The organism is Bacillus sp. FSL H8-0516 (assembly GCF_038635285.1).
Lineage (GTDB): Bacteria > Bacillota > Bacilli > Bacillales > Bacillaceae > Bacillus > Bacillus safensis.
In genome coordinates this window covers 2027764-2041016 of the sequence record NZ_CP152051.1, presented here as the reverse complement: position 1 = coordinate 2041016, position 13253 = coordinate 2027764, and the positions used below count along the sequence as shown (strand labels likewise).

Sequence of the window (13253 nt, the reverse complement as noted above, 5' to 3'; positions counted from 1 at the left end):
ATCGATACTGTTACAACAGTTCAAAGTATTTGCTCATAAGTCCGCATCAAAAAATTGCCGCCTAGTCATGCAAACAAATATTCGGTACACTAGAATGAGAGGTGGACGCAATATGAAAAAGAAAACAATGAACGAACTGATAGAAGAATTAAAGAAAGACGAACAGATAGAACATTGGCATGAAATTGAAGCAAAGCCTGCACAGACCTCACCCGTTCCTGAAAGAGTGGACGACAGGCTAAAAAAGGCGCTTGAAAAACGAGGCGTGAAAGAGCTGTATATTCATCAAAAAGAAGCCTTTGAACGAGTAATGGATGGTGAGCATGTAGTAACGGTTACACCAACAGCTTCAGGTAAAACGCTTTGCTACAATCTGCCTGTTCTTCAGTCGATTGCAGAAGATCAGACAAACCGCTCTCTTTATTTATTCCCAACAAAAGCGCTCGCACAGGATCAAAAGAGTGAACTTAACGAGATCATCCACGAGATGGATGTTCCGATTCATAGTGAAACATATGACGGGGACACCTCCCCGGCCATTCGGCAGCGAGTCAGACAAGCAGGACATATTGTCATCACAAACCCAGATATGCTGCATTCAGCTATTTTGCCTCATCATACGAAATGGGTCAGTTTATTTGAGAATTTGAAGTATATTGTCATTGATGAGCTTCATACATATCGAGGCGTATTTGGCAGTCATGTGGCTAATGTGATTCGCAGGTTAAAACGAATTTGTGCATTTTATGGAAGTGATCCGATTTTCATTTGTACTTCAGCAACGATTGCAAATCCAAAAGACCTGGCGCAGCAGCTCACAGGGAGCAAAGTGCATCTTATTGAACGAAACGGAGCGCCTAGCGGTAAAAAGAATTTTGTGTTTTATAACCCGCCAGTGGTGAATAAACCATTAAATATTAGACAAAGCGCTGCCACTGTCGTCAACCAATTGGCTAAAACATTTTTAAAAGAAAAAATTCAAACGATCGTTTTTGCTAGAAGCAGAGTACGAGTAGAAGTGATTTTAAGTCATATTCAAGAGCTTGTGAAAAAAGAAATCGGTCCAAAATCGATTCGCGGGTATCGCGGAGGCTATTTGCCAAAAGAGCGGCGCGTGATTGAAAAGGGGTTAAGAGAAGGAGACATTCTAGGTGTCGTGAGCACGAACGCACTAGAATTAGGGGTAGATATAGGTCAGCTAAAGGTATGCATTATGACGGGGTATCCTGGCAGTGTAGCGAGTACATGGCAGCAGGCAGGACGTGCTGGAAGGCGTCATGAGGAGGCGCTCATTATCATGGTGGCGAGTTCCTCACCCCTTGATCAATATATTGTCAGACACCCTGAATATTTCTTTAATAGACCGCCTGAAGCAGCCAGAATCAATCCTGAAAATCTCATTATTTTAGTGGATCATCTAAAATGTGCTTCCTACGAGCTGCCATTTCGGACGGATGAACAGTTTGGCGGCATGGAAGTAGAAGACATTTTGCAATACTTACATGAGGAAGGGGTTCTTCATTTTAGCGGGAACCGGTATTATTGGTCAGATCAATCGTTCCCAGCGCATGGCATCAGCCTGCGGTCTGCAAGCCAAGAAAATGTGGTAATTGTGGATCAATCCGACGTAGCGAATGTTCGGATTATTGGAGAGATGGATCGATTCAGTGCAATGACACTGCTTCATGATGAGGCGATTTATTTACATGAAGGGGTTCAGTATCAAGTAGAAAAGCTAGATTACGAGCATTTGAAGGCTTATGTGAAACAAGTAGATGTAGAATACTATACAGATGCTAATTTAGCTGTTCAGCTCAAGGTACTGGAAATCGATCAGACGACAGAGAAAGAAGCAGTATCTGTTCACTACGGTGATGTGACTGTCAACGCAATGCCTACGATATTTAAAAAAATCCGTCTGAGTACTGGTGAAAATATCGGGTCTGGACCGATTCACTTACCGGAAGAAGAAATTCATACGAGTGCGGCTTGGTTTGAATTACACGAGGCAGAGCGGAGATTTGAAGAGAAAACACTTGAACAGCTGCTGCTTGGCATCGCAAATGTTCTTCAGCACATTGTACCTGCTTTTGTGATGTGTGACCGCTCAGATATTCATGTTGTTTCACAAATTAAAGCGGCACATACCGGTAAACCGACAGTCTTTTTATATGACCACTACCCTGGCGGAATCGGCTTAAGCAAAGAAGTCCAAGCTCGTTTCGATGAAATAGCAGGTGCAGCCATTCAGCTGATAGAGCGGTGCCGCTGTGAGAACGGCTGTCCATCCTGCATTGGCATGGAAATGAAAGAGGTGAGCGGAAAAAGCAGCATTGTAGAATTGATGTCTGTATTTTAAGGGGAAGGAGGAAGATACATACTCATGTCTTTAAAAGGGAAATTAAATCGAATGAAGAAGCACCTATCGCACAACCAGGCAAACGAAAAACGGCCAAAACCAGTGGAAGGGCAACCTCTGCCTGTGACGGCCGAAAACATTCCATTTTTAAAGGAATGGGAGCAATTGGGTGCAGCTCCTTATCACTTTGAGGATTCTTTTTGTCTCATTCGAGAAGTCACCTATTCATTAGATGATAAGCATGGACTCTACTCGTTTGCGGAACTGCCAAAGATCATCGAGGCATGGAACAAAAGCAGCATCCAGCATTCTCTATCGGCTAAAGGTTACAAGCCGCATGAACTGTTTTTCTTTGATACAGAAACAACTGGATTATCTGGTGGAACGGGAAATATGATCTTCTTGCTAGGACATGCGCGGGTCTTTGCTGACAAAGTAGTGGTGAAACAGCACCTGCTCACAAATCCGGGAAATGAAGCGGCTCTTTATAAAAGCTTTCTCGATGAAGTGAACGTAGAATCGCTCGTTACATATAATGGAAAATCATTCGATTGGCCGCAAGTGAAAACGAGACATACTTTGCTACGAGATCAAATCCCTGCGCTTCCAGAGTTTGGCCACTTTGATCTTCTGCATGGGTCAAGACGGTTGTGGAAGCATAAATATGAACGAATGGCGCTATCTGTGGTTGAAAAAGAAGAGCTGCACGTTCACCGGGAAGGAGACACACCGGGTTTTTTGGCACCGATGATCTATTTTCATTTTTTAAAGGAACAAAATCCGAAGCTCATTGAAGGGATTTTGACTCATAATGAATTAGACGTCCTTTCGTTAATTAGCCTCTACATTCATCTATCCAAAAAAATTCTATCTATGGATGCGGTAAAGGAGCACGATGAGAAATACGCACTGGCTAGGTGGCATCTCGCGCATCGTGATGTACAGGAAGCTACAAAGCATTTGCGGGAATTAACAGGTGCTGATTTTGAACATGCCAATCAGGCGGCTTTTGATCTCTCCTTACAATATAAACGTCTAAACGAGTGGGATGAAGCAGTTCGAATTTGGGAAACATTATTTGAATCAAGTGATGTCCATTTAGCATTAAAAGCGGGTATAGAGCTTGCGAAGTGTAAAGAGCATCGCCAAAAAGATGCAAGGTCAGCTCTTTCCATCACGGAATCTTTATTATCTTTCTCATCGTTAAGCGAGCGAGACACAAAAGAGCTTGAGAAGCGAAAAAAACGGCTATTGAGAAAAGTTGGGCAATGAAATATTATTACCCGGGAAAGCGCAAAAAATGACAACGTTCGGCTCTCGGCCGAAAATAAAAATTGTTTAGCACTTTTATTGTAGAAAGTCCGCGAATCCTGTAAAATAACGTTAGATATTGAATGAGGAGCGTATAGCATGTATAAGGGTCTTTTCTACTTGTTTTTTCTTGTGGTCATTTTGGTCGCTTTTGTGTTTTCAAACTATAAAGATATTTTTCTTGCCAACTTTTAAAATAGGTTAATGCATTAGTACATGTACACCTCTTAATTCATACATTGTTAATGTAAGAAAATAAAGGAGAGGGGAATGCTACATGTACCATCATCACCATCATTGCCATCCGAATGTTACACAGCCAATTGTTCATCCGACGAATCATTGCTGTACACACAGCGAGTCAACAACAATTGTGCCGCATATCCACCCGCAGCATGTGACAAATGTTCACCACCATAATTTCAAACATGTTCACTACTTCCCGCATACGTTTTCTCAGGTGGACCCGACAACACATCAACACTTTAACTGCGGTGGACCTTGCTGTAACAGATAAAGTGAATGGGACTTTTATAAGTCCCATTTTTTAAAAGCAGGTGAAAAAATGAAAATTATTGCTGTCACAGGGTACAAGCCGTTTGAGCTTGGGATATTCAAACAAGACGAGCCTGCACTTCAATACATAAAAGCGGAGCTTCAAAAAAGGCTGACAGCCCTTATCGAAGAAGGTCTGGAATGGGTTCTCATCTCAGGCCAGCTTGGGGCAGAAATTTGGACAGCCGAAGTGGTGTTTGAGCTTCAGGAGGAATATCCAGCGTTAAAACTTGCAGTCATAACGCCATTTTATGAACAGGAAGAGCGCTGGAATGAACAAAACAAAGAGTTGTATGAAGGAATTCTTGCACAGGCCGATTTTGTAGAAAGTGTCACGCATAGACCGTACGAAAGTCCGGCACAATTTAAACAAAAGAACCGCTTTTTTATTGAAAAAACAGATGGTCTTCTCGTCTTATATGATCCCGAGCATGAGGGATCGCCGAAGTATATGATCAGGGAGGCGGAAGCCTATACCGATTACCCGATTATGTACATCACGATGGATGATCTAAGAGCACAGGTTGAGGCGGAAGATCCGTTTTTTGATTAAAAGCAAGAGAAAATTTGACAACGTCACGTATTTCTGAAAAAATATACTATGAATTCACGATATGAGGTGAAAAAGATGCTTGCTGATAAAGTAAAGCTTTCTGCGAAAGAAATTTTAGAAAAAGAATTTAAAACAGGTGTCAGAGGGTACAAACAAGAAGAAGTCGATAAATTTTTAGATATGGTCATTAAAGACTATGAGACATTCAACCAAGAAATCGAAAAACTTCAACAAGAAAACCTCCACTTGTCAAAACAGCTTGAAGAAGCTGTTGAACAAGGGAAAAGACAGCCTGCACAGTCTAATACAACAAACTTTGATATTTTAAAAAGACTATCGAACCTTGAGAAACACGTATTTGGCAGCAAACTTTATGATTGAGTGTTGCTGAAAAAGCTTGTGTCAGATGTCATTGTCGTTTATAATAACGCTTATTGATTAACGTTCGGGTAATCGCTGTAATGCTATTTAGGGCATTGCAGAGGAAAGTCCATGCTCGCACGGTGCTGAGATGCCCGTAGTGTTCGTGCCTGGCGAAAAAATAAGCCAGGGCAGCCTGGGAAAGGCTGACGGCAGGAAAAATGCCTACGTCCTTTTTAGGATATGGCAAAGTATCCTTGAAAGTGCCACAGTGACGAAGTCTCACTAGAAATGGTGAGAGTGGAACGCGGTAAACCCCTCGAGCGAGAAACCCAAACTTGGTAGGGGAACTTTCTCAAAGGAACCAAACGGAGAGAAGGACAGAGAATTCTGTAGATAGATGATTACCACCTGAGTACGAGGCATTTGCCATTTGCAGTACGATGGAACAAAACATGGCTTACAGAACGTTAAATCCGTTATAATAAACATAATGAAACAAAGCTCTCCTATTTCAACATATGGAGAGCTTTTATCTTGAATACATAAAAGGACGAGAAAACAGGTGATAAATCAATGAAAACCTATACACTCATCGCAACAGCTCCAATGGGAATTGAAGCAATTGTTGCAAAAGAAGTAAGAGACCTTGGCTATGAGTGCACAGTCGACAACGGAAAAGTGATTTTCAAGGGGGATGCTTTTGCGATTTGCCGTGCAAACCTTTGGCTGCGTACAGCAGACCGGATCAAGGTACAAGTTGCTGAATTTTCGGCTAAAACATTTGATGAGCTTTTTGAACGGACGAAAGCGATTGACTGGGCTGCTTTTTTACCAAAAAACAGTACGTTTCCTGTCATCGGGAAATCTGTTAAATCTCAGCTTGCCAGTGTGCCGGACTGTCAGCGCATCGTCAAAAAAGCCATTGCGCAAAAGCTTAAATCCTCCTACAACATTCAGTCTGAATGGCTTGAAGAGACGGGACCTGAATATAAAATCGAGATCGCTCTTTTAAAAGATAAAGCGGTTCTTACGCTTGATACATCTGGTGTAGGTCTTCATAAACGCGGATACCGCATGGATCAAGGCGGAGCACCTATTAAAGAAACGCTTGCTGCTGCGCTCGTCTTATTAACGAACTGGACACCTGACCGTCCGTTTGTTGATCCTTTCTGCGGATCAGGAACAATCGCCATTGAAGCAGCGATGATAGGACAAAACATTGCCCCAGGATTTAACCGGGATTTTGCGTCTGAATCATGGGAATGGATCGGTGAAGACGTATGGAACAAAGCGCGTGTGGAAGTAGAAGAAAAAGCAAACTATGATCAGCCGCTCCGCATTATTGCAAGTGACATCGACCATCGTATGATAGATATCGCAAAAATGAATGCAGAAGAAGCAGGACTGAGTGAACTGATTGAGTTTAAACAAATGCAAGTAAAAGACTTTCAAACAAAAGAAGAGTACGGTGTGATTGTCGGAAATCCTCCTTATGGTGAACGACTGAGTGATAAACCAGCAGTTGAAAAAATGTATCAAGGAATGGGTGAAGCGTTTAAGAACCTAGATACATGGTCCATTTACATCTTAACGTCACACGAAAAATTCGAAGAGTGCTTCGGAAGAAAAGCGACGAAAAAGAGAAAACTGTTTAATGGATTTATTAAAACAGACTATTATCAATATTGGGGAAAACGCCCGCCTAGAAAGCAACCAACCGAATCGTAAGAAATGGCCGCACCGAAAGAGGGGTGCGGCTTTTTTATGCAGAAAAGGTATAACTCTCAGCAAGGCGGAATAAACTGAACTTGATTTTAAAAAAAGAGGTGTCTTCATGATTCATTATGATCAAATTCAGTTAATCCAAAAAGCACTCGCTTCGACTGCTCAAGAAATTGAAGGGCATGAAGGTGGACAATCTGCTCAGCTTACGGCAGCCATTGAAGATTTGGCGCTGGCTCAGGCATACATAGAACGTTCTGAGCATGCATTTTTAATGAAGGAAAGCTATCAACATCGCCTGCGCTCATAAAAAAAGATTGTTTTTCCCCAGCGTAAATGGTACTATTGAATGTCTGAATGATTCAAAAGTTGGGGGTTGAAGCAGGTGACAGCATCTCGTTTGCCTTTTTCATTATCAAAAGAACACAATTTTTACGAAGAACTGGGCAACTGGATTGGTGATGTGTTTTATGACATTTTGCCAGAAAAGGGCTTTGATCTTCGAGATGAACAAATATTTATGGCTTTTCAACTAGAAAGAGCCTTTAAAGAAAAAAGTGTGATGTTTGCCGAAGCTGGGGTAGGCACAGGCAAAACCATCGTCTATCTATTATTTGCCGTCACATATGCAAGGTATACAGGGAAGCCTGCGATTATTGCATGTGCAGACGAAACGTTAATTGAACAGCTTGTTAAACAAGAAGGTGATATCTATAAAATTGCCAATCACCTTGATATTCAAATAGATGCGAGATTAAGTAAATCGCATGATCAATATTTATGCTTAAAAAAGCTGGAGAAAACGATGCAGCGTGAAGATGATGAAAAGTGGCTCGATATTTATGAATCACTGCCTTCATTTGTCCATGAATCACATGGCATGCAAACCTTTTATCCGTATGGCGATCGAAAAGAGTATCCAGAGTTATCAAATGATGAATGGTCACGAATTGGCTATGACTCGTTTCAGGACTGCCTGACGTGCGATATGCGTCATCGCTGCGGTCTGAATTTATCAAGAGATCATTACCGGAAAGCGACAGATCTCATCATCTGTTCACATGATTTTTACATGGAGCATGTGTGGACGAAGGAATCCCGGAAACGTGAGGGTCAGCTTCCGCTGCTTCCTGAGCATAGCTCCGTCGTATTTGATGAGGGACATCTTCTCGAGTTTGCCGCACAAAAAGCGTTAACGTACCGAGTGAAGCAATCAACGCTCGAAACATTTTTGGAACGTCTTTTGCAAAACGACATACGCGAAGAATTTGCAGAGCTTGTTGAAGATGCACTTGCAACAAACGATGAGTTCTTTTATCTCTTAAAAACGCATGCCAAAGAAGTCAAAGGCTCGCACCGGCTTGAAATTGGGCGTGTCGATGAGGTGAAGCGTTCTGCAAGTGAATTGTGTGACTTGCTTGAAAAAATCGGAGAAGCGCTCGTGTTTGAATCTGAGATGTATACGATCGATCAATACGAATTATCTGTTGTGGAAGAATACATTGAACAAATGGCGTATTCTTTATCGCTTTATCAAAAAAATGCCATTAGCTGGCTGGAAAAACAGGAATTAGATACAACATTTGTTGTGATGCCGAAGACGGTCGCAGAGGTACTTGGCGAAAAAGTATTCTCGCAAAAAAGACCATATATTTTCTCTTCCGCTACATTGTCTGAGAATCAATCCTTTGATTATTTAGCTGAAAGTCTTGGGATTAAAGATTACTTATCAATGAGTGTCGCTTCGCCGTATGATTACGATGAACAAATGAAGATTTATTTCCATGGAATTCAGCAGCTCGCTGAGCAAGAGGCAAAAGCACAGCAAGTGATCACTCAGCTGAAAGAAAATGGAGGACGATCTCTGATTCTCTTCCCTTCATTTGATGAACTTCATTTCTTTAGAAAACAACTTGAAGCAGCAAATGAATCACTGCCGTTTGACGTATATTTTGAGGGAGACGAGGAAATCAGCACGATTGTTCAAAAGTTCCAAGCTGATGAAACATCCGTGTTATGCTCAGTTCATCTGTGGGAAGGGCTTGATATTCCAGGTGAATCATTAACGAATGTGATCATCTGGGGACTTCCTTATCCGCCGCATGATCCAGTATTTGAAGCGAAACGGAATGAAGCAAAGGATGCACATGCTGAAGTTGACCTTCCGTATATGCTGCTTCGCTTACGCCAAGGGATCGGAAGACTGATCCGGACAAGCCAAGACGCAGGAAGCATTCATATTTACTTTGATCGTCAGGAAGATACTAAGCTTCAAAGTAAAATTGAATCTGTCCTGCCAGTGAAGCCCATCATCACATCTTAAATAGGTGAAAGCTTGCAAATGAGGAGGATACTACGGTGTATCCTCCTTTTTCATTGACAAAAGAACATTCATTGAAGTAGCCTTGAAACGTACATACATATTTTATTGATTGGGGGAACAAACGCATGAGTCTTGAAGCAACTGAGAAAGCGTTTTATCAATTACTAGGGAAAATCGCCCATTATACAGAGGCGCTCCATTTACTTTATTGGGACTCTAGAACACAAGCACCTAAAAAAAGTGCGGATTTTAGAGCTGAAACGATCGGTCAATTATCAAGTGATATTTTTAATATGAAGACTTCTGATGAAATGAGAGATCTTCTTCTCGCATTAAACAAACATCGAGATGAGCTGTCAAAAGATACACAGAAGGCGCTCGAATTATCACAAAAAGAGTATGATGAAAACAGTAAAATTCCGAAAGAAGAATTTAAAGAATACTCGATTTTGCAATCAAAAGCGGAGCATGTATGGGTAGAAGCAAGGGAGAAATCAGACTTTTCACTCTTTGCACCATACTTAAAACAGCTTATTGACTTTAACAAGCGTTTCATCCAATATTGGGGCGTGAAAAAAACGCCTTATGATGTGCTGCTCAATAACTATGAGCCAGATATGACGGTTGAACAGCTTGATCAAAAATTTGGTGCACTTCGTGACGCTATTGTTCCTCTTGTGAAAAAAATCGAAGACTCACCTAATAAGCCGGATACTTCATTTTTATCGAAAAGCTTCCCAATCGATAAACAAAAGGAATTGAGTCTCTTTTTCTTAAAAGAATTAGGATATGATTTTGACGCAGGCCGCCTTGATACAACAGTCCATCCATTTGCTGTAACGTTAAGCAGAGGTGACGTACGTGTGACGACTCGTTATGATGAGCATGATTTTCGAATGGCGATCTTTGGCACGATTCATGAATGTGGTCATGCGATTTATGAGCAAAACATTGATGAAGCACTGAGCGGAACACTTTTATGTGATGGGACTTCGATGGGTATCCATGAATCACAGTCTCTTTTCTTTGAGAACTTTATCGGCAGACACGAAGATTTCTGGAAAACGTATTATCAAAAGCTGCAAGAAGCTTCACCTGAGCAATTTAAAGATGTTTCTTTAGAAGACTTTGTGCATGCAGTGAATGAATCGAAGCCGACTTACATTCGAATTGAAGCCGATGAACTGACATATCCGCTTCACATTATCATCCGCTATGAAATTGAGAAAGCGATTTTCAATGAAGAAGTAGCAGTTGAAGATCTGCCTGCACTTTGGAATGAAAAATATCAAGCGTATCTTGGTATTACGCCTCCTAATGATGCACTCGGTATCTTGCAGGATGTTCACTGGTCTGATGGAAGCTTTGGCTATTTCCCTTCATATGCCCTTGGTTATATGTATGCAGCGCAATTAAAGCAGCAAATGATCAAAGATTTACCAAATTTTGATGAGCTCATTCAAAATGGGTCTTTTGCACCGATAAAAGAATGGCTGACGGAACATGTTCATCAGCATGGAAAACGGAAAAAGCCATCTGAAATCATTCAAGATGCAACAGGCGAAGAATTAAATGTGCAATATTTAATCGACTACTTAACAGATAAATATACGAAACTGTATTTATCATAAAAGAAGGGCACCCTTTCATGAGAGGGGTGCTTTTTTGATGCTTGAATATTCTAAAAACGAACATTTTGTTCTGATCTATTATTTAAGTTCGGTATTTTTCTAGAAAAGTGCTTTCCAAGCGTCTGAAATCTTGTTATAATTTGAACACTATAACACTCATATAATCGCGTGATGATGGCACGCAAGTTTCTACCGGACACCGATACGGTCCGACTATGAGTGAGCAAAATGAAACAGCTCTTGTTTGAGCTGAAGATCCGTTGATCGTTTTCGCATTGCTTGCTCCTCATGGACAGCAATGCTTTTTTTATGCAAAAAATCGAATGTTTGCCAAAATGCTAGGGGGAAGAATGATGGAATTGTTACGTCAAAAAATTGAGAACGAAGGAATCGTTCTGTCAAATCAAGTATTAAAGGTAGATGCTTTTTTAAATCATCAAATTGATCCTGTGTTAATGCATGAGATCGGGCAAGAGTTTGCTAGATTATTTAAGCATGATGGCATTACAAAAATCATCACAATTGAATCTTCTGGCATCGCACCTGCTGTGATGGCTGGGCTTGCTCTTCAAGTACCTGTTGTGTTTGCAAGAAAACGTCAATCACTCACATTAACGGATAACCTGTTAACAGCCAGTGTGTACTCTTTTACAAAAAAAGTAGAAAGCACGATTGCTGTCTCAAATACGCATCTTAGTGAAAATGATTGTGTGTTAATCATCGATGACTTTTTAGCGAATGGTGAAGCTGCGAAAGGACTTGCTGCGATTGCAAAGCAGGCGAAGGCGAAAGTAGCCGGATTTGGCATTGTCATTGAAAAATCATTCCAGCCTGGAAGAAATGCGCTTGTGCAAATGGGCTACCGCGTTGAGTCGCTCGCACGTATTGAATCACTTGAGGAAGGGAAAGTCACGTTTGTACGGGAGGTACAATCATGAGTACCGCTAAAAAAGTCAAAACGCTCTCACTAGGTATTCAGCATGTGCTGGCGATGTATGCCGGTGCTGTTCTTGTGCCGCTCATTGTTGGAGATGCGCTCGGGCTCACGCCTGCACAGCTGACTTACTTAATCTCGGCGGATATTTTCATGTGCGGGGCTGCCACATTGCTTCAAGTATGGAAAAGCCGCTTCTTTGGGATCGGTCTGCCTGTTGTATTAGGCTGTACATTTACTGCGGTTTCGCCTATGATTGCGATTGGCTCTAAGTATGGAATTTCGTCTATCTATGGAAGTATTATCGCTTCAGGATGTATTATCATTCTTCTTTCATTTTTCTTTGGAAAGCTTGTGAAATTTTTCCCGCCTGTTGTCACTGGTTCTGTCGTCACCATTATTGGTATCACCCTCATTCCAGTAGCGATGAACAATATGGCAGGAGGAGAAGGAAGTGCAGACTATGGTTCTTTTGAAAATCTAGGACTCGCTTTCCTTGTACTGTTTATCATTGTACTGCTCTATCGATTCACGAAAGGATTTATGAAGGCGATCGCCATTTTAATCGGTATTCTTCTTGGGACAGCAGTTGCTGCGTTTATGGGGAAAGTGGAAACAGCTGAGGTGGCAAAAGCTCAGGTTTTCCGTATGATTGAGCCATTTTATTTTGGGATGCCGACCTTTGAATTTGCACCGATTATGACCATGACGTTAGTTGCGATTGTGTCATTAGTTGAATCAACAGGCGTTTATTTTGCACTAGGTGATTTAACAAACCGGTCATTAAAAGAGAAGGATTTGGCTAAAGGCTATCGGGCAGAGGGGATTGCTGTGTTATTAGGCGGAATCTTTAATGCTTTTCCGTATACAGCCTACTCGCAAAATGTTGGATTGATCCAGTTAACAGGCGTTAAGAAAAACCAAGTCATTGTCGTCACAGGAGCATTGCTCATGTTATTTGGTCTTTTTCCTAAAATCGCTGCCTTTACGACGATTATTCCAAAATCAGTTCTTGGCGGTGCAATGGTTGCCATGTTTGGCATGGTCATTGCATACGGTATTAAAATGCTCTCGCGCGTGGACTTTGCAAAGCAGGAGAACTTGCTGATCGTCGCTTGCTCCGTTGGAATCGGCTTAGGAGTTACTGTCGTACCGCAAATGTTTGAGCATCTGCCAGATTCGATGAAATTATTAACAAGTAACGGCATTGTGGCCGGAAGCTTTACCGCTATTTTGCTTCATATTATTTATCACATGATTCCTTTTAAAAAAGAAGCCGGGCATGACCTGGCAGAAGAACCTAAGCAATCTGTTATGTAAACCCCTCTCTTGGAGAAGGGTTCAGATGATGGACAAAGAGCTAAAATGATCTTTTATTTTAGCTCTTTGTCTTCTTTTTAGCTTGATAAAAAACCTTTGAAGTCCTAGGGACCCTAGAAAGGAGCGTGTGAGGGTTTGTCTACAAGCTGAAAGCCCGCATCTTTTGGATACGGGCTTTTTGT

The 13253-nt window shown here is 41.5% G+C and carries 11 protein-coding genes, 1 other RNA gene and 1 riboswitch; all 12 genes read left to right on the top strand.

Features of this window, described 5'->3' with window-relative positions:
- Nucleotides 1–112: 112 nt before the first annotated feature.
- The 12 genes from MHB67_RS10120 to pbuX all read left to right on the top strand — a co-directional run bounded on the left by MHB67_RS10120 (nucleotide 113) and on the right by pbuX (nucleotide 13071).
- Nucleotides 113–2359: a DEAD/DEAH box helicase gene (locus MHB67_RS10120; protein WP_342492504.1), complete on the top strand. Its 2247-nt coding sequence runs from the start codon at nucleotides 113–115 to the stop codon at nucleotides 2357–2359.
- Nucleotides 2360–2383: 24 nt separating this feature from the next.
- Nucleotides 2384–3631, top strand: a complete 1248-nt coding sequence (locus MHB67_RS10115; protein ID WP_206533740.1) for a ribonuclease H-like domain-containing protein — start codon at nucleotides 2384–2386, stop codon at nucleotides 3629–3631.
- Nucleotides 3632–3947: 316 nt separating this feature from the next.
- Nucleotides 3948–4187: a CotD family spore coat protein gene (locus MHB67_RS10110; RefSeq protein WP_073206049.1), complete on the top strand. Its 240-nt coding sequence runs from the start codon at nucleotides 3948–3950 to the stop codon at nucleotides 4185–4187.
- A gap of 48 nt (nucleotides 4188–4235) precedes the next feature.
- Nucleotides 4236–4778: a DUF1273 domain-containing protein gene (locus MHB67_RS10105; protein WP_029706022.1), complete on the top strand. Its 543-nt coding sequence runs from the start codon at nucleotides 4236–4238 to the stop codon at nucleotides 4776–4778.
- Between the two features lie 75 nt (nucleotides 4779–4853).
- On the top strand, nucleotides 4854–5159 hold the full coding sequence (gene gpsB / locus MHB67_RS10100) for a cell division regulator GpsB (RefSeq protein ID WP_012010336.1): 306 nt from the start codon (nucleotides 4854–4856) through the stop codon (nucleotides 5157–5159).
- Nucleotides 5160–5219: 60 nt separating this feature from the next.
- Nucleotides 5220–5606: RNase P RNA component class B (gene rnpB / locus MHB67_RS10095), an RNA gene on the top strand.
- 108 nt (nucleotides 5607–5714) lie between these two features.
- A complete protein-coding gene (locus MHB67_RS10090; protein WP_342492503.1) occupies nucleotides 5715–6869 on the top strand; it encodes a class I SAM-dependent RNA methyltransferase in 1155 nt (384 codons plus the stop codon).
- A 106-nt stretch (nucleotides 6870–6975) separates the two neighbouring features.
- Nucleotides 6976–7173 (top strand): hypothetical protein, encoded by a 198-nt coding sequence (locus MHB67_RS10085; RefSeq protein ID WP_024422762.1) that lies wholly within the window; start codon nucleotides 6976–6978, stop codon nucleotides 7171–7173.
- Between the two features lie 75 nt (nucleotides 7174–7248).
- Nucleotides 7249–9186, top strand: coding sequence for an ATP-dependent DNA helicase (locus MHB67_RS10080; protein ID WP_185854499.1), 1938 nt, complete (start codon nucleotides 7249–7251; stop codon nucleotides 9184–9186).
- Nucleotides 9187–9311: 125 nt separating this feature from the next.
- Nucleotides 9312–10817 carry a carboxypeptidase M32 gene (locus MHB67_RS10075; protein WP_185854498.1) on the top strand — a complete coding sequence of 502 codons (1506 nt, stop codon included), beginning with the start codon at nucleotides 9312–9314 and terminating at the stop codon, nucleotides 10815–10817.
- A 136-nt stretch (nucleotides 10818–10953) separates the two neighbouring features.
- Nucleotides 10954–11053: riboswitch (purine riboswitch) on the top strand.
- Nucleotides 11054–11170: 117 nt separating this feature from the next.
- The gene (gene xpt / locus MHB67_RS10070) at nucleotides 11171–11755 is read left to right on the top strand and encodes a xanthine phosphoribosyltransferase (protein ID WP_024422759.1); all 585 of its coding nucleotides are present in this window, start codon (nucleotides 11171–11173) and stop codon (nucleotides 11753–11755) included.
- Complete coding sequence (gene pbuX / locus MHB67_RS10065; protein WP_024422758.1) at nucleotides 11752–13071, top strand: xanthine permease PbuX; 1320 nt, start codon at nucleotides 11752–11754, stop codon at nucleotides 13069–13071. Before xpt ends, pbuX begins: the two co-directional genes overlap by 4 nt.
- Nucleotides 13072–13253: the final 182 nt, after the last annotated feature.

Coding starts and splice junctions, on each gene's coding strand:
- MHB67_RS10120 (WP_342492504.1), top strand. CDS start 113: ATGAAAAAGAAAACAATGAACGAACTGATAGAAGAATTAAAGAAAGAC.
- MHB67_RS10115 (WP_206533740.1), top strand. CDS start 2,384: ATGTCTTTAAAAGGGAAATTAAATCGAATGAAGAAGCACCTATCGCAC.
- MHB67_RS10110 (WP_073206049.1), top strand. CDS start 3,948: ATGTACCATCATCACCATCATTGCCATCCGAATGTTACACAGCCAATT.
- MHB67_RS10105 (WP_029706022.1), top strand. CDS start 4,236: ATGAAAATTATTGCTGTCACAGGGTACAAGCCGTTTGAGCTTGGGATA.
- gpsB (WP_012010336.1), top strand. CDS start 4,854: ATGCTTGCTGATAAAGTAAAGCTTTCTGCGAAAGAAATTTTAGAAAAA.
- MHB67_RS10090 (WP_342492503.1), top strand. CDS start 5,715: ATGAAAACCTATACACTCATCGCAACAGCTCCAATGGGAATTGAAGCA.
- MHB67_RS10085 (WP_024422762.1), top strand. CDS start 6,976: ATGATTCATTATGATCAAATTCAGTTAATCCAAAAAGCACTCGCTTCG.
- MHB67_RS10075 (WP_185854498.1), top strand. CDS start 9,312: ATGAGTCTTGAAGCAACTGAGAAAGCGTTTTATCAATTACTAGGGAAA.
- xpt (WP_024422759.1), top strand. CDS start 11,171: ATGGAATTGTTACGTCAAAAAATTGAGAACGAAGGAATCGTTCTGTCA.
- pbuX (WP_024422758.1), top strand. CDS start 11,752: ATGAGTACCGCTAAAAAAGTCAAAACGCTCTCACTAGGTATTCAGCAT.